Below are 21,888 nucleotides of genomic sequence, written 5' to 3'. Positions count from 1 at the left end.
CGCTTTCCATGTACACCCTCGGAATCAATGCGGTCTATCACGACAGCGCGGCTGCGCTGATCAAGGACGGTGTCGTTGTTGCGGCAGCGGAAGACGAACGCTTCACGCACGTCAAGCATGCGAAGCGTCCGGTGCCGTTTTCGACATGGCAATTGCCCTTCGACGCTATCGACTATTGCCTTAAAGAGGCTGGTATCGAACTGGCGGATGTCGATCATGTCGCCTATTCATACGACCCGCATTTGCTTTCCGCCATGCCACGGCAGCCTAAAGCGAGCATTGCGTTGCCGTTCATGCCGTCCGAGCATTCGAGCGGCAACCCATCCGAATCGCCTTGGGACCCGCTTTTTTTAAGCTATATCGTCAATGCGCGCGGTCAATTGGTGGATGGCGCGCCGCATCATCTGAAGAAGCGTTTCGCAAGCGGCGGACGCGCGCCGCGGTTCGACTGGCATTATGTCGATCATCATCTGTCGCATGAAGCGAGCGCGTTTCTCGCTGCGCCCTTCGAAGATACCGCCGTGCTTACCATGGACGGACGCGGTGAAGGCGTAACAACGAGTCTCGGGCAATTCGTCAACGGACAGTACGAGCGCGTCAAACAGGTGGAACTGCCGCATTCGCTCGGGTTGCTGTATGAGACCGTCACCGACTATCTGGGCTTTCTGCATTCCTCGGACGAGTACAAGGTCATGGCGCTGGCTTCGTTCGGCAAGCCGGCTTATGTGGACCAGTTTCGCGAGATCGTGAAATATCGGCATGACGGCACTTATACCGTCGATGCCCCGCGCCTGGAAGAACGCTTCGGTCGGCGTCGTGAGCGCGGTGGTCCGCTCGATCAGCATCATTACGATATCGCGCATTCGTTGCAAGTCGTGCTCGAAGACACGGCGCTCGAATTGGCAAAGTGGTTGCACGAGCGAACTGGTTTATCGAAGCTCGCGATGGCAGGCGGCGTGGCACTCAATTGCGTGATGAACGCGCGTCTGCGCGACCGTGGCCCGTTCGAAGAGATCTGGGTGCAACCTGCGGCCGGCGATGCCGGTACCGCGCTTGGCGCGGCGCTTTGGACGGACTATCGCGAACGAGAGAAGCAAGGCGACCGCAGCCGCAAATGGCGCATGGATCACGCATACCTCGGCCCGCGCTACGACGACAACGAAGTCGAACAGTTCCTCAAGTGGGCCAAGGCGCCGTATCGGAAGCTCGATAACGTCGCGGGCGAAACAGCCGATCTGCTCGCGCGGAATCGCGTGATTGGTTGGTATCAGGGCCGCACGGAATTCGGACCGCGCGCACTCGGCGCACGTTCGATACTTGCATCGCCGATCGATCCGTCCATGCAAGCGAAGCTCAACGAGATCAAGGATCGTGAAGACTTCCGTCCTGTTGCGCCGGTGGTCATGGAAGAACACGCGGTCGACTGGTTCGTCGATGCATGCGTGGCGCCTTTCATGCTCTTCGTTTTCGACGTGCGCGAAGAGATGAAGCCGAAGATTCCGGCCGTGACGCATATCGATGGCACGGCGCGCGTACAGACCGTGAATCGCTCGCAACATCCGCTCTATTACGATCTGCTCGCCGCATTCAAGGCACGCACAGGCGTACCGGTGCTCGTCAACACGTCGTTCAACACGCGTGGCGAACCGATGGTCAACTCGCCGCGCGATGCGCTCGAATCTTTCTGGACGTCACCGCTGGATGCGCTTGTCATCGGTTCTTTCTTGATCGAAAAACCGGGAGCACACGCATGAGCACGGTTTCCGGCGGCTTTACCTTCGATGGCGCCGACGCTTTCGAAAGGAGCGAGAGCGCGGTAACGCCATCATCGTTTGCGTACGACGTGAGCGTGGTCGTGCCGACTTATCGTCGTCCCGACATGCTCGAACGATGCTTGCGCGCGGTGATGGCGCAGGACATGCGCGCATCGCGTTACGAGATCATCGTCTGCGACGACGGTCCCGATGATGCCACGCGCGCCAAGGTCATGGCGCTTGCGCGCGAATGCGAGACAACCGAGCCGCGCGGTCCGCGTATTCGCTATGTTCCCGTCACCGCGACGCAAGGGCCTGCGGGTGCGCGCAACGCGGGATGGCGTGCGGCGCAGTCACGTTTCATCGCATTCACCGATGACGACACTATCCCCGATGCGCAGTGGCTAAGTGCGGGCGTCGCCGCGCTCGATGCCGGCGCGGATGCGGTGTCGGGACGCATCGTCGTGCCGCTTCCCGCGCGGCCGACCGACTACGAGCAGGACGCGGCAGGTCTTTCGAGCGCAGAGTTCGCAACGGCCAATACCTTCGTCAAGCGCTCCGCGATGGACCGTATAGGCGGATTCGATGCGCGTTTTACATCTGCGTGGCGCGAAGATTCGGATCTGCAATTTCAACTCCTGCGCAGCGGCGCGCATATCGTCCGTTCGCACGATGCGATGGTGTTGCACCCCGTGCGCCCCGCACGTTGGGGCGTGAGCTTGTCGCAACAGAAGAAGAGTCAGTTCGATGCGTTGCTTTACAAGAAGCATCCTGCGTTGTTCAGATCGCGCATACGCAGCACGCCGCCCGTGTTGTATTACATGATCCTCGCGGTGGTCGTGGCGGCCATCGTCGCTTACGCACTGCGTTTCGACTCGCTCGCCATTGCCTGCGTGATTGCATGGCTCGCCATGAGCGGTTGGTTCTGTGTCAAGCGCCTGATGAAGACAGCGCTTACGGCATCGCACGTGCTCGAAATGGCGTGGACGTCGCTGTGGATTCCGTTTCTCTCGATCTACTGGCGGCTATACGGCGCCTTCAAATTTCGCGTGGTGTTCGTATGATCGAACGCATCGCTATTTTCAGGGCTTTGCAGCTTGGCGATATGCTCTGCTGCGTCCCCGCGTTGCGCGCGTTACGAGCTGCTCATCCGCGTGCGCATATCGTGCTGATAGGGCTACCGTGGGCAAGCAGTTTCGTGACGCGCTATCGTCCGCTGATCGATGAACTCGTTCCCTTTCCCGGCGCTGTCGGTTTTCCCGAGCAGGAAGAAACCGATGCGGGTTTGCCGTCATTCTGGAGCGCGATGCAGGAGCGCCGCTTCGATCTTGCGATTCAGTTGCATGGCAGCGGCGGCGTGGCGAACGATATCGTCGAACGAATGGGCGCGCATTCGAACGCCGGCTATCTGAAGCCTGGTGAAGCGATGCGCGAAGGCGTCTTCATTCCCTGGCCCGATACGCTACCCGAGATAGCACGCTATAACGCGCTGATGGATGCGCTCGGTATCGATGCAAGCCATACCGATCTCGACATCCCATTGAGCGACGAAGACATCCGAGAGTGCGCCGGGTTGCTCGATGCTTATGAACTCGATTCCACGCGACTCGTGCTCGTGCATGCGGGTTCGCAACTGCCTTCACGCCGCTGGCCCGCCGAACGCTTTGCGCAAGTGGCTTTATCGCTTGCCCATGCGGGTTGGCAGATCGCATTGACTGCCAGCGCGGGAGAAGCGCCGATCACGTCACGTATAGCGCGGGCATTGGAAGGCTGCGATGCAATCGACCTGACCGGAAAGACATCGCTAGGCGGCCTCGCCGCGCTCGTAGCCAAGGCGCAACTCGTTGTCTGCAACGACACCGGCATATCGCATATCGCGGCGGCAATGCGCACGAAAAGCGTCGTCATCGCGTCAGGTAGCGACACGCGCCGCTGGGCGCCGCTCGACCATGAACGTCATCGCGTGCTGGCGGATTATCCGTCGTGTCGTCCCTGCTCGTTTCGCGACTGTCCGTATGGGCATCCATGCGCGCTGAATATTAGCGTTGCACAGGTACTGGATGTCGCACATGCGCAGCTGCTCGAACCTCGATTTCATACGGCCCCGATCCATGCTCACTGCTGATAACCGACGCCTGCGTGTTCTGACATGGCACGTGCACGGCAACTACATGTACTACTTGAGTCAGGCGAAGCACGACTTCTATCTCGTCACGAAGCCCGGCCATCCTCCGGGCTACGCGGGCAAGGTCGGCGTCTTGCCGTGGGGCGACAATGTCCACGAAGTGCCTTATGACGAAGTGGCTTCACAAGATTTCGATGTCGTGCTCTTTCAGCATCGCACGCATTGGGACGACGACCGCTTGAATCTCTTGAGCAATGCACATCGCCGCTTGCCGCGCGTCTATATCGAGCATGATCCGCCGCAGGAGAATGCCTTCGAACAGCGGCATTGGGTGCAAGACCGCGACACGCTGCTCGTGCATGTGACCCACTTCAACCGCCTCATGTGGGACAGCGGCGAGACGCCGACGCAGGTGATCGAACATGGTGTCGTGGTCCCCGACAGCGTGCGCTATAGCGGCGAGAAAGAACGCGGCATTGTCATCATCAATCATCTGAAGCAGCGTGGACGCAGGCTCGGTCACGATGTATTCACCGAAGCCGCGCGGCGTGTGCCGCTCGACCTAGTCGGCATGGATGCTCACGCAGCGGGAGGACTCGGCGAGATCGGCAATCTCGATCTCGCGTCTTTCAGCGCGCAATACCGTTTCTTTTTCAATCCGATTCGCTGGACGAGCCTCGGTCTCGCAATCGTCGAGGCGATGACGATAGGCATGCCTATTGTCGGCCTCGCGACGACCGAGCTTGCAACCGTCATTCGCAACGGCGAGAGCGGCTTCATCCATACCGATACGGACCAGTTGATCGATGCCATGCAACACCTTCTACGCGATCCCGCCGAGGCCCGCCGGCTCGGTGAAGGTGCACGCAAGGTGGCGTTGGAACGCTTTCATATCGATCGCTTCGCAGCCGAGTGGGAAGCCACGCTGCGTCACGTCTGCAGCTAAATATCATTTTAGAGAACAGCCATGAAGGAAGCCTTTCGCAAGCGCATTCTGGTCACGGGAGGTGCGGGGTTTCTCGGCTCGCATCTATGCGAACGCCTGCTCGCTCAAGGACACGATGTCTTGTGCGTCGACAATTTTTATACCGGCACGAAGGACAACATCGCGCATCTGCTGGACAGCGCGAATTTCGAACTGATGCGCCACGACGTGACGTTTCCGCTCTATGTGGAAGTGGACCAGATCTATAACCTCGCGTGCCCCGCTTCGCCCATTCATTACCAGTACGATCCCGTTCAGACCACGAAGACGAGCGTGCATGGCGCGATCAACATGTTGGGTCTCGCCAAGCGTGTGAAGGCGCGCATCTTTCAGGCATCGACGAGTGAAGTGTACGGTGACGCACGCGTTCATCCGCAACAAGAAGCTTATTGGGGCAATGTAAATCCTATCGGTCCGCGTTCTTGCTATGACGAAGGCAAGCGTTGCGCCGAAACACTCTTCATGGATTATCGGCGGCAGCATGGCCTCAACATCAAGATCGCGAGAATCTTCAATACGTATGGGCCGCGCATGCATCCCGCCGATGGCCGCGTGGTGTCCAACTTCATGATGCAGGCGCTCGCCAACGAGCCTATCACCGTTTATGGCGAAGGCACGCAGACGCGCTCCTTCTGTTATGTCGACGATATGGTCGACGCCTTTATCCGCCTCATGAACACGCCCGATGACGTCACGGGTCCAGTCAATCTAGGCAACCCGCACGAACTTTCGATGCTGGACATTGCCAAACGCATCATCGCGTTGACGGGTTCGAGTTCCGAGATCGTGTTTCATCCATTGCCGATGGATGATCCGTGGCATCGTCAACCGGATATCACGCAGGCGCGCACGCTGCTCGACTGGCAACCCGTGACGGAACTCGATGAAGGCTTGCAGCGTACGGCGCGGTACTTCCGCCAAATCACCGAGGCGCAACGCACGATGGCGACGTTGGCCAGTTGAATGCGAGGTAGGACGAAGGCCGCTTTCAGAGAATTGAAGGCGGCCTTCGCTTTGAAGACAAGCGAAACGCAGGTCTTGCCTGCTTTACGGATGGGCTAATGCATCATCCCTTCTGGTTGCCATGTGGAACCGGTGCACTGATTACGATGCTCACGTTCGTCGACGCAGACGAACTACTCGACGCCTTCGCGCTGCCACCGGCCACCGACGCGTAAGCCAAGGCATCACGCTTGATAGATTCCATTTTGAAACTCCCTTCGATTAAGCAAGTAAATGAACGTGGCCCGCAAGTGAGCCGATCTACCCCTTCCGCGAGGTTGGGGAGCGCACATCTTCACGTCGATCACATTACTACTGGTAGTACATGGTCATTGTCATTGTCGTGTTGGCCGGACCGGGGGATAACGGACCTGTCCGGTAATAACGTGCGGTCATTGCGACGGTGTGACTCGAAGCGAATGCTCCGTTGAAACCATTCAAGGTAAGGTTCGTTCCAAACGGAATTGCCGCGCCCGCGCCGTCGAATAGCTGAATGCCGACGCCTCCTGCCGAAGGCGTGCCGCTTAGTGCCGCAACATTGCTGAAGCCCGACACCGTCCCATTCGCCGGATCGATCCGGTACTGAACACTATGGATCATGCCCGCCGAAGTGCCCTCCACGGACGTGCCTGCGGGACAGTTGTCAAAGCTCAGATTGAAAGATGCCGACTTGCGCGGTGCGGGTCCCAATGCCGGCAGGTCCGTCAGGGCTAGCGTTCCCATTGGCACCGTTACATCGGGTGTGCGGCATGTCAGAACGGTGATGATCACCGGCGTCATGTTGAAGTCGATCGAACCCGAAGCCGCGTTGTATCCAGGAGGACTTTTCCCGGCGGTCTCCCACGAGAAGGCCCTCGCGATCAATCCGGAAACTGTACCCGGGGTAACGTCACCGATCTTCACGAGGGCCGCTATGAGCTGGCCGCCATTGTCCACCGGGCTACCGACATTGTTTCTCTCGTATCCTAGAACCGGAAAGTCCCACGGGCCGTATTGCGTTTTAGCGGCATAGACTGTTCCTCCAAGTGCGATCCCGATGCCAGGCACATTAGTCGCATAGACCGAAAATTCGACGCCATTGTAGGAGGCTTTGTAGCGGGTTGGCGCACCGGCGACGATACCTGCCAGCTCGAAATCGGTTCCGGTGTACCAGCCATCGGACACAGTGCAGGTCCAATAGTTTGGAGTGGCGGCAGACACGGACCATGCACTCAGAAGCGATCCGTCGGGCAGGTCGCGCGCCACGGCTATCGTAGACGGAAAAGAAAGCGTGAACGCGCTGTAGTTGGAATGGCAAGACGCACTGGCCCATGCGGCGGAAGGAATCATTCCGGCCAGCATAAGCCAGGCCGCTGCATGCCGTGCAACGGCACGGACGATTGTGTTGAAGCGGTTCATCGAAGTTATGATCTCACGTGATTTGTCGAGGATCATCGGCAGACTCCATCAGCTATGCTAAGTGAATTAGGCGTGCTGGCCAGCGGCATTTTTGGCAACGCGTAGCGAACCACGCAACGCTGCTCTGGAGCGTCTCCCCATTTGACATTGAGCGTTCCCTCATCGCTCTTGAGTCCGGTGGCAATAATGCGGCTGCCCTGCGCCACGGTGCCCACGGTGTCGTCCTTGCCATCTGAAACTTGCGCGCCGAACGGAAGCGGCTTGCCGCTTGCCTGAAGAACATGCATCAGGGCGGGCTTGCCCATGTTCTCAGTGTCGAACTCGAGTTTCACCACGGCGCCCGCAGTCGGCGTAGCGCGTTGTACGGTCGACTTGAGTTGCACGTTGAGCGGTAGCCCTTTGGGATCGATCTCGACCTCGTTGTCGGAATAAGGCTGCACGCCGGAGACGATGGCGTGTCCCCATGGATCGACACGAAGACCTGCGCCATTCGCGAGCCGTGCACCCGCCGCGTCTTTCGCTTCGATGACGGCGACGGTGTCGCTCATGTTTGGCGCGAATGCCGCGCCGCCTTGCCAGGCCACCACGCCACCGGAAATGCCCGCGCCGTATTGCGAGTAGTCGCGTCCCTTGCTTGCATTGACCGACAGCGAGGAAAATGGCGATACATAGCCTAGATTTCCACCCACGCTGGCTGTATTGCCGCTCGTTCGATCGCCATCGCTGAACGACGCATTCATGCCATATGAAAGCGCGCTGTCCGAGCCAAGCGTGCCCGTCACCGATTCCTGAAGGCTGGAGTTGCCGTTGCCGGTGTCGTGCTGAAAGCTGGTCGACGACTGAGGAGCGTGCGAGCCCCAACCGAGCGGCACCATCGCCGTCAACATGAAGCGGTTATCCCATCGCTTGTTGTCCACCTGGTATTGACGGATGACCGACGCCCCGTAAGTCAGGCGCTTCCAGCTATTGTTGTAGCCGAGCTGAAACTGCGTATCGCGCGATGTCCGGTTCCAGTATGTCGTGAGCGAGCCCACCGCGTAGATGGCGCCAAAGCGTCCGCTATCGCCTAGTCCTTGATTCAGCGTGAACTGCAAGCGCGACTTTTGAGGAGCGGACATCGAACCGAGCTGATGATCGCTGATCAGTTGACGCGTCGTGGCCGCATCTGGCAGGCTCAGAAAACCGCCAGTCGAATATCGATAGGCCGCGATTGCAATGTTGGTGTTGGTCGGCTCGAACATTCGGGCATAGCTTAGGCGAGCGCTCGTCCCATTCCGTGTTCCGAAGCCCTTGAAGCTCGCGCTCGATTCCGTCACGTCGAACCCGAATGCGCCGAATTTCGTATTGAGCGCCACGCCGGCGAGCGCGGAGAAATACATGTCCGCACCGGTGATACCGCCATACAGCGTCACACGGTTACTCATGCCGCGCTGAACCGTGAACTGAGATACGAACGGATGAATTCTCACGGCCGGATCGCGATACTCGCCAACTGCCGCGCTATAGCGTGTTACCCCTGGGCGCAGCGCGTTGACAGCAGCGGCATATGGAATCGAGGAAACGTGGGTCGTACCGTCCGCCTCCGTAACGAGTACCTCCAGATTTCCACCATAGCCCGTGGGGTAGAGATCGTCGATTTCGAACGCACCGGGCGCGACCGTCGTCTCGTAGATCACATTGCCGTTCTGGCGAATCTGCACTTTCGCATTGCTGCTTGCAATGCCACGAACCACCGGCGCATAGCCGCGCTGTGACTCGGGAACCATCCGGTCATCCGTGCCTAGCGTCACGCCTCGCACGCCGTAGCTGTCGAACAGCGCGCCGTCGGTGAAGGTGTCGCCTGCAATGAATTGGCTCTTGATGTCCTTGAACCCGCGCTGCACGTAAGTCTGCACGCTTTGATAATGCTGGCCGCCGAGATTCCCGCGCGTAAGGTTTCCCTGATAGCGAAAGCGCCACGGTCCGGCGTTGAGACCGGCGTTGACGCCGAGGTATTGCGTATTGGTTCGGGCGCTTCCCGACTCGCTGTGATAGGCGTTTGCGGAATATTGAAGCAATGCGGCTGGCACGCCATCATCCCAATACTTCGGATCGACATAGCCACGCGCACGTTTGAGCATGACGATCTGCGGCACGCTTACATCGAGTCGCTGTTCACCGCTGTCGAACGTTGCAGTCGCGTTCTGTATCAAGTCGGGAAGTTCAAGGCATTCCCCGCTGTCGTTCTCTAGCCTTGCGGATGCCTCGGGCGAGAGCTTCCTCAAGTCCACGCCGGACTTTTCGAGCCATCCGGTCGTGACGCACGGATGCACTGTCCCGGTCCCGGGCGTGGATTCGCGTAGCTCGATATCGAGCTTGCCTTTCCAGACATCGTTCACGTAGAGGTCGGAGCGATAGGTGCCAGGCAATACGCGCTGTCCCTGGTTGAAGCGAGAGATGTCGACTTTCCCGCCGTCGCCCGTGTCGAGAAATTGCTCGTTGAATTCGACCGCTGCAACTTGCGCGGATGCATCCCACGCATGAGCGCTTACACCAATCGCCGCCAATGCCTGTATCGTACAGACACTTATTGGCTTGAGCCTGGGTTGAGGCTCATTGCTTTTATATTTTCTTGCTTTCATTACGGATTCCGAAATTCCATCTCAAAGGCAAGCCTTACGCATGAGACCTGGCCTGCATCAACGCGTCCTGTCTGTATGATTGGCGTTTGGTTCGCTACAAAACCGCATTGCCGTTTGTGTGTCAGCAGCTTCGATATCTCCTGCTCACGGCTGCAAGTCGGCCTCACCCTCTTGTGGTCCGCCGTAATCGTTGATTGCTGTGTAGTGCAACTTCGCGCCTGGACCCAAAATGTCGCCGGTTAGCGCGAAGACTCGGGTCTCACCTGGACCAACCATCCCGCCCTCATCGAACACGGCGGTGCGCGCGCCGTCGGTTAGCGTGATTCGATCGAAAGAGACGAAGTACTGGCTGGGATTGAATGCCGCGATCTTGTTGGCGGCGTCGCCAGGCTTTATTTGCCACACGACCTGTCCGGACGCGCTATCAGGTTGACCCTTCAGTGCGCTTGGCCGATAGAAGAACTTGATACGTGAGCGGAACGCAAGTTGTAGCTGATTCGCGTCCGCCTCATCGCCCGTTGGTTTGGGCGGAACCTCCAGCACGTTCAAGTAAAGGATCGATTCCCTATCCGCGGGCAAAGGCTCGCCTGATGACATGATCCGCAAAGTCTGAGACTTGTCCGGATCGATCCGCATGATGGACGGTGTGATGGCGAACGGAACCTCGATGGTGTCCGGCGCGGTGTCCGGATTACCATTGTCGATCCACACCTTCACCAGGCCAGGGAGCTTGCCGTTGTTCGTCAACTTGACCGTGACCTCGGAGTCGCTTTGGTTATAGATGACGCGAGTTCCTGCAATAACCACCGATGCTTCAGCATCGTGCGTGCGCGCGAGCATCACCGTGCCCAGGGTTGCAATCGTGAGGATCTTTATCGCGAGTTTCATTGGCGTTGTGTCTCGTCGTCAAGACGTTGCAGTGAACGGCGGGCCGCGATGACATGACGATCTCCGTGGCCCGCGTGTCGCTTTACTGATAGTCGATGCTATAAACGACAGAAGAGTTGGCCGCACCGGCGGTGGTTACGCCAGTTGCGTAGTACTGAACGTTGTAGCTAAGCGTTGCCGAACCGGACGAGATGTCGGCAGCCTTCGAGTTTTGGAGATCGGTCGAATAGCCCGCCTTGATTCGACTGCCATCCAGGTTCAACAACTGCATCTTGACGTTGCTGGCACCGCCAGCCGTGACGGTCAGTCGGCCGTCGGCGGGATCGACCGAGGTGCCGGCTTCGTAGAAGACCGCTGCCTTGCTGGAGCTCGTCACCGGGGTGCATCCCGTCAAAGCGATCTGATAGGACGTCGTTCCGGCTGTCTCGCCTGCGGCTTTCAGCGTACTGGTCGAGATCGTCGGCAGCTTGACCGTGAAGTCCTTGGCCGAAGTCCCATTGCCGTTGATGGCGCAGGTGGAGGCAGTCAGCGCGCCGTTGAACGTGATGGTTCCGTCAGATGCGAAAGCACTGCCGGTAAACACGGCAAAGACACCCGCGAAAAGCGTTGCGACAACAGATTTCTTCATTTGATAAATTCTCCACGTAACCTGAATTTCTTGCGATATTGGTAGTACTACATAAACTGCCAGTTCGATTCCGAATGGATCGTTGGGTCATCTGGCCAACCCCGGCTCCTCCTCGATGTTATAAAGATTCGCAGTTCCTCTTCGCTCACGCGCCTAGTACGATGCCCATACCGACGCGCACGATGGTGCTATTGCCGCCTGCTGTAGAAACGCCAAGGTTATAGTTCACCGTTCCTTTACGATTCCAGCTTGAAACGCCTATACCGAGCGCCGCCTGACCGCGATAGCTCGCCATGCCTGCATTGAACGTGGTCCGCCCCGGCAAATACGGCGTGGCAATGTTGAGTGCTGAAGCCGCTGCAATACCTCGTCGCGCGGCGCGATCGACATCGTCGATACGACCGTTCACGCCGCCGATAACGTCGTTGAGTTGTCCAAGGTTGATTGCGTCGGTGCGCGTCGTCGCAGCCCCGACGTTCGTGATCTGGCGCTCGTGGCCCGTGCTGCCGACCGACACCGCGTTATCCCGGTCGGCTAGCGAATTCGCACCTATTGCCACGGCATTTTCGCCGCTTGCCATCGCGGAATCGCCGAGAGCGCTCGCATGTGCGCCAAGGGCGATTGCATCGCTGCCCACCGCTACGGTTGCCGTCTTTTTGGTCGAAGGAGAGCCAATCGATGCCCGCATTGCAGCGGGTGGCCCTTCTGCCAGTTCGGGTCGTTGCGCGGCATGGCTTACATCTACGGCATTCCGAGGCGTTGAGTCAGGCAGCGAGGCAAGACTCGTTATGGGGCTTCTGGCCTCCTCCAAACGTACTGTTGGCTTTCGATCCAGGGAACGACTCACCACATCGCCGAGAACGATTTCCGGTTCATTCGCTCTCAACATGGTGGCGATGAGTCGACTCGCGGGATGGGCTGCGGCCGTGGTGACATTGGCGACGTCTGCCATCAAGGCTGGCGTCATCTGTGGCATCTGCGCAGCGCGCTGCTGTCCCAGTGCGTAAAGCGACGTTTCCGGCGCGTCGTGCCGCGTGTGATCCAAGTGCGCGGCGATGTCATCAACCCGCGCGGTGACCATGTCGCTGCCCGAAACCACTGGGTGGTGACGATGCTTCCATGCGCCCGCAGCATGATGCGCGACGCGCGGTGCAACCCGCCGCGTTCGGTTGGAATGCATCAGTGTCCCAACGCCTTGATGAACTCGCGCGTGGGCGGCGTGCCGCTTAGTGAATCTTTGCACATGGCTCGCAAGCTTGTCCGGTGGCGCGCGGCGTTTTGATGCGTCGTGCGATAAAGGCGTGGACGAACGCACGTTCATGCGCGTGTCGAATACCTTGCCGTAATCGGGGGTTTTATCAAGCCCATTGCTCACGAGTGGGGCGGCGAAGAACACGGCATGTTGAGGCCGCGTATGCATCGTATTAGCCAGCAGCTCGTTGCTCGCCGTTGCATCGGATCTAATAGAGAAGCGTTGCGCGAACGATGAATCGTGCGGCCAGCCTCGCAAATGAAGCTTGGGAGAATCGAACGATCGAAGCAGCTCGGATGACTCGACTTGCAACACGCCTGAGCCGATGGCACTTGCCTTCAACGATTTCGAATCGTCCATGCCCACCGACGAATAATCGCCGCGCGTCCTGGCCGCTCTTGCGTTTTCGTGACCTGCGTCTCCACTGGCTTGCGCCGAAGCGTACGAGACCGTGCCACCAAATCCCACAACAAGCAAAGCCTTCGCGGCACCGGCTAGCGCACGCGGTTTGAAGAGCTTGACATTGCGCACTCTGCCCGTCTTGACGACACCCGCGGCATGCGCTGGTTCGACGTGGATCGATTCGCGGGATGACGTCACTCGTTTTCCTCATTAGATTTTTGGTCGACTTCTCGAATGCACGCGGCGTCCGAGATCGAAAGTCCTCACTTGCAATGTGAAGGTGATTCGCATGACTGAAGCGTACAAATCCGATACGCGACGAAGGTGGTACTCCTTCATTACTTGTGCGTTATTTGGGCAAGACATGCGAGCGATGTCGTTCGACGGGAACCCCCGAAGTCGGTTTTTTTCGCGCGCGTTGAATATTTAGTGCATGGGCATATCTGCGAAACCTACACTGCCTCTGCAGGGCAATTTCAAGCCATCACGAAATTGGTCGCCGATGCTCTGTGATAGTCAGTCATGTACACCCGTCTATTTACAAGGATATCTAACCATGCAAGCAAATTTCGACAGCCGTGCCTCGTTCTCGATGAACCTGCCGAGGTTTCCGTCCTCTACTACCGGTTTCGAACAGAACTCGTCTTTCTCGAGCAACCGGCCGCTTCAGATGATGTCCATGCCCTACGGTGGCATGTCGCTCAATCAGCCGTTCAACCAGTCTTTCAGTCAGCCCTTCAATCAGCCGGCCATGCCGCGTGCATTCGGTGGCAGCAGCATGTCCAGTTCGAACTTCAGTTATTCGACACAGCAGATGTCGCGCGGCCCGGACGGATTCAGCCAGTCGGCGACTTCGGCCAGCTACTCGTCGTTCGAGCGTCAGGGTCCTGGCCGGGACATGCAGTACAACAGCATGCTACCGAGCGGCTTTTCGAACCAGATGCGCGGCGACTTTCGTGATTCTTCGCAGCAGATGTCACGCGGCCCGGACGGATTCAGCCGGTCGGCGAGTTCGGCCAATTACTCGTACTTCGAGCGTGAGAGTCCGAGACAGGACATGCAATACAGCAGCATGCAATCAAGCAGCTATCTGAACCGGATGCGTGGGGACGCCTGTGACGGCGCGGCGGGTCAACAAAGCCAATGGTCGGACACGGGCGTACACGACGGCAAATCGTCCATCGACCTTGGTGACTACAAGCTGGACTTCGACAAATCCAAGTCCTCGATCAACCTTACCGATGAGAAGACGGGTAATCAAACCAAGGTCTGGGGCGATCCGCATATCGATCTCAATTCGGGTACACCGAACCAGACGAGCGGGATGTTCAATGGCTCGATCGACTTCAACTTGCCGGATCACACCCGCGTGAGCATCGGCACGACACCGGCTAACGGCAATTCGAACGTATCCTTCGCCGATAACGTGACGGTTACGCAGGGTAATCGGGCATATGTCGTCAAGGGGTTGAGCGAGCAAGACAGCGCCCCGCTCAGCGTGCAGCGCAGTCAGGACGGCTTCGCGCTGGCACAGCAGACTCCGCGCGATGGGATGAACCTCTTCGCGAGCTCAAGCGGCACGGGGTGGATCAATGCGCAGACGCATCAGGCGGTGACTGCATCGGACTTCAAGGCTTAAGTAGCCTTCCCGGCGCGCTTGCGCGTCGGCTGCCGGCGTCAGCGGAAGCTGCCGCCGGCGGCGGCGCTGGCATCATGCCAATTGATCGCGCACGGCGCGGCAGTCCCGTCTCACCTTCGCTAACTGGACGGTTCTTTCGATACGGCTCGTCTGCTCGAAAGCCGCCACCTCACCGCTGACAACGCTGTGAAGTGGCGGCACATTAACGCTCGGCTAACTCAGGCATCATCGCCCGAGGAAGTGTCTTCAGCTGCGTCATTGAGAGACGCGGCCGTCGACTGGTCAACGGAAGCTCCCGCATTCGAGCCACTTTCCGGCTGTGCTTGCGGTTGCGGTTGTGCTTGCGCTTGCGGTTGTGCTTGCGTCTGCGTCTGTGCTTGCGTCTGTGTCTGTGTCTGCGTCTGCGTCTGCGTTTGCGTCTGCGTCTGCGTCTGTGCTTGCGTCTGCGTTTGCGTCTGACCTTGCGTCTCCTGCTCGTTCGCGCCCCGTCCAGGCGTCATGCCTGCGCCCCACATCCACTGATTTAAACTCGCACGATCAGCCGAAGTCATCGGACGAGATTGCGTGTTCGAGTTGCGACCCTCGCCGCCGATGGAACGAACAGTGGTTCCGGCGCTGTTCGTCTTTGTGACGTCACGGCCGCCGTCCGCGTTGTAGTTCACAGCCGTGATCGTGCCGGAGTTTTCATTGCGGTCGAAGGCGACAGACGAGACGGCTTTACCCTTTGAGTCGTAGTCGAACTTTGCACCCACGTTCCCCAGATCGTTATACGCGTAGTCAGAATAACTGCCGTCCTTGTTCCGCATATTCGTGTTGACCACGCGGCCGGCCTGCGCGTCGTAGTTGTCTGTCCGGAACCCGGCGTCCAGGAGCGATTGTTTTTGCGTCAGTTGCCCGTCCGCGTTGTAGTGCTCTATCGTGGGCTGACCATTGTTTGGCCTCATGACCTGACGGCTGCCGTCAGGCGCGTATTGAGTGATCACGTCCGGGCTGTCATGCGGAGGGTAGTGCTTGGAGGAAACAATGCGCCCGTTCGGGTCGAAGTGCTGCTCGTAGCCCACCAGGTTCATCGAGTTATACGCATAGCTCGTCGTGCTGCCGTCAGGCTCTTTGATGTCCTGATTCGTCAGCCGATTCGAGGCCGGATCGAAGTAGGTCCGCTGATTGCCCAATGCGGTATCTGCGCCGACCGGCTGCGGCGGCACGATCTTCGACGCACGCTCGCCATGTTCCTTCAATGCTTGCTGTTCCGCTGCGCTGAAGGTCGCGGGTTGTGCCGTGGACCGTTGACCGTCATTGGTCGCGGTCATGCGCGTTGCTTTCCCGCCCGCGTCGATCGAATCCAACGTACGGCTACCGTCCTCGTTGAAATGAGTGTGTGACGACACCTTGCCCGAGCCCGAGTCGTAACGGTAAGTGTCAACAGGGTTTCCCTTCGCGTCGTAGTCGTTTTGCAAACCGACCTTTTCCTGATCGTTGAAGGAGTACATCGTCTTGCTGCCGTCCGCACGCGTCACGACCTGATTCGTGTTGATGCCCTGATCGGGATCGAAATAGTCCTTCTGCATTTCGCGGCCCTGCGCATCGTACTGTGTCATCAGCTTCGTCGGGCTTTGCGCACCGAATGAAGCCGCGTCTGACTTCGACGGGCCGAATGTCGTTTCCAGGCGTGAGCCGTCACCATGGAAGCCGCGCTCGATGCCCGAACCGTCGCCGTTGAAGTCACTTCGTTGAATCGTCTTGCCGCTGCCGTCTTTTACATCGATGCGATAACTGCCGTCCGGGCCGTAGTTCGAGTAATCGACGGTTCGCAGCGGTTTGCCCTGCGAGTCGACTGTCTGCGACTGCACGCGCTTGCCATCCTTGAACGTCTGCGTGGACTTGTCTCCCGACGGCCACTCTTCGGTCATCGAATTGATCTTGCCGTTAGCGTCGCTTTCGTAGCGAACCGTCGGCTGGCCAGGCTCGATAGGCGCGGCACCGCTCATGCTGCCGTCGACGTTGTACTCGCTGCCCGCGCCCATGTCACTCGGAACGCCTGCGAAAGTACCCATGACGCTCGTCGTGAGCCGATGCTGAAGTTGCGAATCCGTGAGCCCAGTGTCGCGATATTTTGCGTACACCGCATCGAACTCCGGGCCGGTCCATGCGGATGCGCCCCCGCTGAGCTTGGTTCCTGGATTGCCGGGCGTCGCTGTATTCTGCTCGACTTCCCGGGCGATTTTCCATTGATTGGCCTCCGCCACCGTTTGGGCTCTTATGTAGAGCGTCGCCGCCTGATTGTGTGCGTCCGGATCACGCGGATTGACTCCATAGTCCTTCGCAAATGACCTCTCGGCGGGATCGTCGAGAAAATGGCCCAGTTCGTGAGACAAGGTTCCCATCTGCTCAGTGTCTTCCCCATTGCGAAAGTCAGGCGTGAGAACGACGCGCTTATTGGCCGGGTCGTAATACACTCCTGAGTCGCTTTTGATCGCAATGGGCTTATAGGCTCCGCTATCGATCCGATCACTCGCTGTGTGTACATCAGAGATGAAAGTCGGACTCGCGTTGATCAGCTTGAGCTGACTCTGCGAAGGCTGATAGTTGCCCCAAAGCGATTCCTTACCGGTGATGGGTTGTGTGTTCGTATCCATGATGACCTCCATTTTTCGTTGACCAAGGACATGCCGCCCCGCGTCGCAATGCCCTACTTCGCGGCGGTGAATTCGCGGCATGACCGCGCTGGCGCACGGTGACTCCAATATGAATCGCCGGCATCGCCGTGGGAAATGACTGGGTATTGAAAGCGATGGACACGCACCGAGCACGGAGCGGCGTCATGTGTGGTCGCTATTTGAATGGTCTGCGCGTTGGGCTCAGGCCAATTGATTGCGCACAGCGCGGCATGCGCGTCTCACTTTCGCTAAATGGACGGTTCTTTCGATACGGCTCGTCTGCTCGAGAGCCGCCACCTCACGGCGGACTCCGCTTCGAGGTGGCGGCGCATTAACGCTCGGCGACTCAGGCATCATCGCCCGAGGAAGTGTCTTCAGCTGCGTCATTGGGAGACGCGGCCGTCGACTGGTCAACGGAAGCTCCCGCATTCGAGCCACTTTCCGGCTGTGCTTGCGGTTGCGGTTGTGCTTGCGGTTGTGCTTGCGGTTGTGCTTGCGGTTGTGCTTGCAGTTGCGCTTGCGTCTGCGTCTGTGCTTGCATCTGTGCTTGCGTCTGCGTCTGACCTTGCGTCTGCTCCTCGTTCGCGCCCCGTCCGGGCGTCATGCCTGCGCCCCACATCCACTGATTCAAACTCGCACGATCAGCCGAAGTCATCGGACGAGATTGCGTGTTCGAGTTGCGACCCTCGCCGCCAATGGAACGGACAGTGGTTCCGGCGCTGTTCGTCTTTGTGACGTCACGGCCGCCGTCCGCGTTGTAATTCACAGCGGTGATCGTGCCGGAGTTTTCATTGCGGTCGAAGGCGACAGACGAGACGGCTTTACCCTTTGAGTCGTAGTCGAACTTTGCACCCACGTTCCCCAGATCGTTATACGCGTAGTCAGAATAACTGCCGTCCTTGTTCCGCATATTCGTGTTGACCACGCGGCCGGCCTGCGCGTCGTAGTTGTCTGTCCGGAACCCGGCGTCCAGGAGCGATTGTTTTTGCGTCAGTTGCCCGTCCGCGTTGTAGTGCTCTATCGTGGGCTGACCATTGTTTGGCCTCATGACCTGACGGCTGCCGTCAGGCGCGTATTGAGTGATCACGTCCGGGCTGTCATGCGGAGGGTAGTGCTTGGAGGAAACAATGCGCCCGTTCGGGTCGAAGTGCTGTTCGTAACCTACCAGGTTCATCGAGTTATACGCATAGCTCGTCGTGCTGCCGTCAGGCTCTTTGATGTCCTGATTCGTCAGCCGATTCGAGGCCGGGTCGAAGTAGGTCCGCTGATTGCCCAATGCAGTATTTGCGCCTACGGGCTGCGGCGGCACGATCTTCGACGCACGCTCGCCATGTTCCTTCAATGCTTGCTGTTCCGCTGCGCTGAACGTCGCGGGTTGTGCCGTGGACCGTTGACCGTCATTGGTCGCGGTCATGCGCGTTGCTTTCCCGTTCGCGTCGATCGAATCCAACGTACGGCTACCGTCCTCGTTGAAATGAGTGTGTGACGACACCTTGCCCGAGCCGGAGTCGTAGCGGTAAGTGTCAACCGGCTTCCCCTTCGCGTCGTAGTCGTTTTGCAAGCCGACCTTTTCCTGATCGTTGAAGGAGTACATCGTCTTGCTGCCGTCCGCACGCGTCACGACCTGATTCGTGTTGATGCCCTGATCGGGATCAAAATAGTCTTTCTGCTTTTCGCGGCCCTGCGCATCGTACTGTGTCATCAGCTTCGTCGGGCTTTGCGCACCGAATGAAGCCGCGTCTGACTTCAACGGGCCGAATGTCGTTTCCAGGCGTGAGCCGTCATCATGGAAACCGCGCTCGATGCCGGAACCGTCGCCGTTGAAGTCACTTCGTTGAATCGTCTTGCCGTTGCCGTCTTTTACATCGATGCGATAGCTGCCGTCCGGGCCATGGTTCGAGTAATCGACGGTTCGCAGCGGTTTGCCCTGCGAGTCGACTGTCTGCGACTGCACGCGCTTGCCATCCTTGAACGTCTGCGTGGACTTGTCTCCGGACGGCCACTCTTCGGTCATCGAATTGATCTTGCCGTTAGCGTCGCTTTCGTAGTGAACCGTCGGCTGGCCAGGCTCGATAGGCGCGGCACCGCTCATGCTGCCGTCGACGTTGTACTCGCTGCCCGCACCCATGCTAGTCGGACCGCTTGCAAAAGTACCCATGACGCTCGTCGTGAGCCGATGCTGAAGTTGCGAATCCGTGAGCCCAGTGTTGCGATACTTTGCATACAACGCATCGAACTCCGGGCCAGTCCAAGCCGATGCGCTGCCACTGAGCTTGGTCCCTGGATTGCCGGGCGTCGCTGTGTTCTGCTCGACTTCCCGGGCGATTTTCCATTGATTGGCCTCCGCCACCGTTTGCGCTCTTACGTAGCGCGTTGCCGCCTGATTGTATGCGTCCGGATCACGCGGGTTGACCCCATAGTCCTTCGTGAATGCCCGCTCAGCGGGATCGTCGAGGAAATGGCTCAGTTCGTGAGACAAGGTTCCCATCTGCTCAGTGTCGCCTCCGTCGCGAAAGTCAGGCGTGAGAACGACGCGCTTATCGACCGGGTCGAATTGCACCATTGAGTCGCTTTTGATCGCAATGGGCTTATAGGCTCCGCTATCGATCCGATCACTCGCTGTATGTATGTCCGAGATGAAAGTCGGACTCGCGTTGATCAGCTTGAGCTGACTCTGCGACGGCTGATAGTCGCCCCAAAGCGATTCCTTACCGGTGATGGGTTGTGTATTCGTATCCATGATGACATCCATTTTTCGTTGACCAAGGACATGCCGCCCCGCGTTGCAATGCCCTACTTCGCGGCGGTGAATTCGCGGCATGACCGCGCTGGAGCACGGTGACTCCAATATGAATCGCCGGCATCGCCGTGGGAAATGACTGGGTATTGAAAGCGATGGACACGCGCCGAGCACGAAGCGTCTCTTGCTCTAATTGTTAGGATGGCGGAATTTATCCGTGAGAGGATTGAGCTCTTAGGCTATCGAGGCAAAATGGAGCTTGGCGCTGCTCGAATTGATCAAGGTCGCGCTTGCCTAAAGCAAATGCGATTAACGCGTCGATCTTCGTACAACAGGAGCATTGCGTACGAGTCGAGCTGTCGGCGAAAGTCGCAACGGTAGGGCTGTGGCAATGTGGTGCTTAAGGCGCACTGCATCGCGATGCAGTGCGCCTACGTCGATTAGTGTTACCGGCCCTTACCTTTAACTGTCGCCAGATGCCGCATCGCCAGCCGCGGCATCGCCACCCGTGTCAGCCGTTGCCAGGGATGCATTATCGGCCTGCGCAGGCGCGGATGGAGTGTTGCCACCGAGTGCAGGCGTCGCGCCGCCGCCACCTGCGCCACCGCCGCCCGTACCTGCACCTGTACCTGCACCACCGCCTGCGCCTGCGCCACCGCCTGCGCCCAGGTTCTTCATGAGGCCGCCAAGCAAGCTACTCAATGGCTGCGCGAGGCCGCCGAGCAGCGAACTCAAACCACCGAGCGCGGCTTGTGCTCCTTGCGTGTCCGGTTGCGGATTCGTCGGTGCGGCCTGGGTCGTCGGTGCGGCCTGAGTTGTCGGGGCTGCCTGAGTCGCCGAGTTTGCCTGCGCTGCCTGCACCGCCTCGGCCGCCTGAGTTGCCTGAGCCGCCGCCGCTTGCGCTGCCTGAGCCGCCTGAGCCGCCTCGGCCGCACTGCCCGCGTCTGCGCCGTCCGCCTGCTGTCCCAAAGGCATCGTGCCGTTGGCCGCCGAAGGGGAATATGGCGCGGCCGCGTCGGCCGCATCGGCAACGACGGAAGGCCCGCTATCCGCGTCCGGATACGACCCGGCTGCAGACTCGGCGTTACCCATGCCGAACGGCGCGATACCTTGAGCACCAAGATCGTTCGCCTGTGCTCCATCCGGAATATGGATCAGAGCGTAGCCTCCGCCTAGCGGCGTCGCTGCGTCGATGGTATTCGCGGCGCCTCCGATAGCCGCGTTATTCGCCGCTCCCGCGACGACTCCATCATCGAAAATTGGCGTCATCGCCAAAGCAGAACCATTATTGTTCACGAGCATCATCGAATCCCATAAATAGAGTTAAAACCAATTGCGCGTAAAGCGCGCGTTTGGTATGCAATTTAGATATCGAGTTTCCTTCGAATTACATATCACCTCCCATGTGCCTCGGAATTATTCATGGACACAGCGTTGCCTGAATAGCGTTGGACAGATCTTTCTTAACTCCCGGATCAAGCGTGCCCGCCTGCCTTACGAGTTGAACAACACAAACCACTCGGACATAGCCGGTGAAATTCTTAACCGTGTCGAACCCAAGATCCATTTCCATCGCCCATCTCGAAAGTAGTCTTCCCACCGTCACGCATTCCTGACGCGCCAGCAGTTCGATGATTGCCCAATAGACCTCCTCAAGGCGTATGCAGGTCGCGAAACCGTTGATCCGAATAGACCGCTGACGCGGCGTGACAAGCTTCATACTGAAATCGCAATACCGGTTTGTAACCATGGGCGGCGCTTACCCGGGCACATGCCACGATCTGCTGCAAGATGATG

General features: G+C 58.7%; 15 protein-coding genes. 6 read left to right on the top strand and 9 right to left on the bottom strand.

Annotated features, from left to right (window positions below):
• The first annotated feature begins 8 nt into the window (after window positions 1–8).
• From QCE79_RS29125 to QCE79_RS29105, 5 genes are read left to right on the top strand one after another with little or no spacing between them, the layout of a single operon-like run.
• Window positions 9–1,754, top strand: coding sequence for a carbamoyltransferase C-terminal domain-containing protein (locus tag QCE79_RS29125; protein WP_244828217.1), 1,746 nt, complete (start codon window positions 9–11; stop codon window positions 1,752–1,754).
• Window positions 1,751–2,818: a glycosyltransferase gene (locus tag QCE79_RS29120; RefSeq protein ID WP_309849847.1), complete on the top strand. Its 1,068-nt coding sequence runs from the start codon at window positions 1,751–1,753 to the stop codon at window positions 2,816–2,818. Before QCE79_RS29125 ends, QCE79_RS29120 begins: the two co-directional genes overlap by 4 nt.
• Window positions 2,815–3,879 carry a glycosyltransferase family 9 protein gene (locus QCE79_RS29115; RefSeq protein WP_309849844.1) on the top strand — a complete coding sequence of 355 codons (1,065 nt, stop codon included), beginning with the start codon at window positions 2,815–2,817 and terminating at the stop codon, window positions 3,877–3,879. Before QCE79_RS29120 ends, QCE79_RS29115 begins: the two co-directional genes overlap by 4 nt.
• Window positions 3,866–4,825 (top strand): glycosyltransferase family 4 protein, encoded by a 960-nt coding sequence (locus QCE79_RS29110; protein ID WP_309849841.1) that lies wholly within the window; start codon window positions 3,866–3,868, stop codon window positions 4,823–4,825. The genes QCE79_RS29115 and QCE79_RS29110 overlap by 14 nt, the downstream gene beginning before the upstream one ends.
• 21 nt (window positions 4,826–4,846) lie before the next feature.
• Window positions 4,847–5,827: an SDR family oxidoreductase gene (locus tag QCE79_RS29105; protein ID WP_309849839.1), complete on the top strand. Its 981-nt coding sequence runs from the start codon at window positions 4,847–4,849 to the stop codon at window positions 5,825–5,827.
• A 351-nt stretch (window positions 5,828–6,178) separates the two neighbouring features.
• On the opposite strand, the gene QCE79_RS29100 is transcribed toward QCE79_RS29105, so the two are convergent.
• From QCE79_RS29100 to QCE79_RS29080, 5 genes are all read right to left on the bottom strand, one after another.
• Window positions 6,179–7,300, bottom strand: coding sequence for a fimbrial protein (locus QCE79_RS29100; RefSeq protein ID WP_309849836.1), 1,122 nt, complete (start codon window positions 7,298–7,300; stop codon window positions 6,179–6,181).
• The gene (locus QCE79_RS29095) at window positions 7,297–9,810 is read right to left on the bottom strand and encodes a fimbria/pilus outer membrane usher protein (protein WP_309849832.1); all 2,514 of its coding nucleotides are present in this window, start codon (window positions 9,808–9,810) and stop codon (window positions 7,297–7,299) included. Before QCE79_RS29095 ends, QCE79_RS29100 begins: the two co-directional genes overlap by 4 nt.
• 219 nt (window positions 9,811–10,029) lie before the next feature.
• Window positions 10,030–10,773, bottom strand: a complete 744-nt coding sequence (locus tag QCE79_RS29090; RefSeq protein WP_250466933.1) for a molecular chaperone — start codon at window positions 10,771–10,773, stop codon at window positions 10,030–10,032.
• Window positions 10,774–10,855: 82 nt separating this feature from the next.
• A complete protein-coding gene (locus QCE79_RS29085; protein ID WP_250510015.1) occupies window positions 10,856–11,401 on the bottom strand; it encodes a fimbrial protein in 546 nt (181 codons plus the stop codon).
• A 145-nt stretch (window positions 11,402–11,546) separates the two neighbouring features.
• Window positions 11,547–11,981 (bottom strand): YadA-like family protein, encoded by a 435-nt coding sequence (locus QCE79_RS29080; RefSeq protein WP_309849828.1) that lies wholly within the window; start codon window positions 11,979–11,981, stop codon window positions 11,547–11,549.
• Between the two features lie 1,630 nt (window positions 11,982–13,611).
• On the opposite strand from QCE79_RS29080, the gene QCE79_RS29075 reads away from it, so the two are divergent.
• Window positions 13,612–14,694, top strand: a complete 1,083-nt coding sequence (locus QCE79_RS29075) for a DUF1521 domain-containing protein (protein ID WP_309849826.1) — start codon at window positions 13,612–13,614, stop codon at window positions 14,692–14,694.
• A 218-nt stretch (window positions 14,695–14,912) separates the two neighbouring features.
• Here QCE79_RS29075 and QCE79_RS29070 read toward each other — a convergent pair whose 3' ends face one another.
• From QCE79_RS29070 to QCE79_RS29055, 4 genes are all read right to left on the bottom strand, one after another.
• On the bottom strand, window positions 14,913–17,330 hold the full coding sequence (locus QCE79_RS29070) for a hypothetical protein (protein WP_309849823.1): 2,418 nt from the start codon (window positions 17,328–17,330) through the stop codon (window positions 14,913–14,915).
• Window positions 17,331–17,697: 367 nt separating this feature from the next.
• Window positions 17,698–20,091 carry a hypothetical protein gene (locus QCE79_RS29065; RefSeq protein WP_309849821.1) on the bottom strand — a complete coding sequence of 798 codons (2,394 nt, stop codon included), beginning with the start codon at window positions 20,089–20,091 and terminating at the stop codon, window positions 17,698–17,700.
• A gap of 462 nt (window positions 20,092–20,553) precedes the next feature.
• Window positions 20,554–21,360, bottom strand: a complete 807-nt coding sequence (locus tag QCE79_RS29060; protein ID WP_309849819.1) for a hypothetical protein — start codon at window positions 21,358–21,360, stop codon at window positions 20,554–20,556.
• Window positions 21,361–21,511: 151 nt separating this feature from the next.
• Complete coding sequence (locus QCE79_RS29055; protein ID WP_250493343.1) at window positions 21,512–21,811, bottom strand: ribbon-helix-helix domain-containing protein; 300 nt, start codon at window positions 21,809–21,811, stop codon at window positions 21,512–21,514.
• Window positions 21,812–21,888: the final 77 nt, after the last annotated feature.

This window comes from Caballeronia sp. LZ003, assembly GCF_031451465.1.
Lineage (GTDB): Bacteria > Pseudomonadota > Gammaproteobacteria > Burkholderiales > Burkholderiaceae > Caballeronia.
Note: the sequence above shows the minus strand (reverse complement) of the source record. Positions and strands in the feature narration are given on the sequence as shown.

What these genes read in the sequence shown, in the direction of transcription:
- QCE79_RS29125 (WP_244828217.1), top strand. Translation starts at nt 9, where the DNA reads ATGTACACCCTCGGAATCAATGCGGTCTATCACGACAGCGCGGCTGCG.
- QCE79_RS29120 (WP_309849847.1), top strand. Translation starts at nt 1,751, where the DNA reads ATGAGCACGGTTTCCGGCGGCTTTACCTTCGATGGCGCCGACGCTTTC.
- QCE79_RS29115 (WP_309849844.1), top strand. Translation starts at nt 2,815, where the DNA reads ATGATCGAACGCATCGCTATTTTCAGGGCTTTGCAGCTTGGCGATATG.
- QCE79_RS29110 (WP_309849841.1), top strand. Translation starts at nt 3,866, where the DNA reads ATGCTCACTGCTGATAACCGACGCCTGCGTGTTCTGACATGGCACGTG.
- QCE79_RS29105 (WP_309849839.1), top strand. Translation starts at nt 4,847, where the DNA reads ATGAAGGAAGCCTTTCGCAAGCGCATTCTGGTCACGGGAGGTGCGGGG.
- QCE79_RS29100 (WP_309849836.1), bottom strand. Translation starts at nt 7,300, where the DNA reads ATGATCCTCGACAAATCACGTGAGATCATAACTTCGATGAACCGCTTC.
- QCE79_RS29090 (WP_250466933.1), bottom strand. Translation starts at nt 10,773, where the DNA reads ATGAAACTCGCGATAAAGATCCTCACGATTGCAACCCTGGGCACGGTG.
- QCE79_RS29085 (WP_250510015.1), bottom strand. Translation starts at nt 11,401, where the DNA reads ATGAAGAAATCTGTTGTCGCAACGCTTTTCGCGGGTGTCTTTGCCGTG.
- QCE79_RS29080 (WP_309849828.1), bottom strand. Translation starts at nt 11,981, where the DNA reads ATGGCAAGCGGCGAAAATGCCGTGGCAATAGGTGCGAATTCGCTAGCC.
- QCE79_RS29075 (WP_309849826.1), top strand. Translation starts at nt 13,612, where the DNA reads ATGCAAGCAAATTTCGACAGCCGTGCCTCGTTCTCGATGAACCTGCCG.
- QCE79_RS29070 (WP_309849823.1), bottom strand. Translation starts at nt 17,330, where the DNA reads ATGGATACGAACACACAACCCATCACCGGTAAGGAATCGCTTTGGGGC.
- QCE79_RS29065 (WP_309849821.1), bottom strand. Translation starts at nt 20,091, where the DNA reads ATGGATACGAATACACAACCCATCACCGGTAAGGAATCGCTTTGGGGC.
- QCE79_RS29060 (WP_309849819.1), bottom strand. Translation starts at nt 21,360, where the DNA reads ATGACGCCAATTTTCGATGATGGAGTCGTCGCGGGAGCGGCGAATAAC.
- QCE79_RS29055 (WP_250493343.1), bottom strand. Translation starts at nt 21,811, where the DNA reads ATGAAGCTTGTCACGCCGCGTCAGCGGTCTATTCGGATCAACGGTTTC.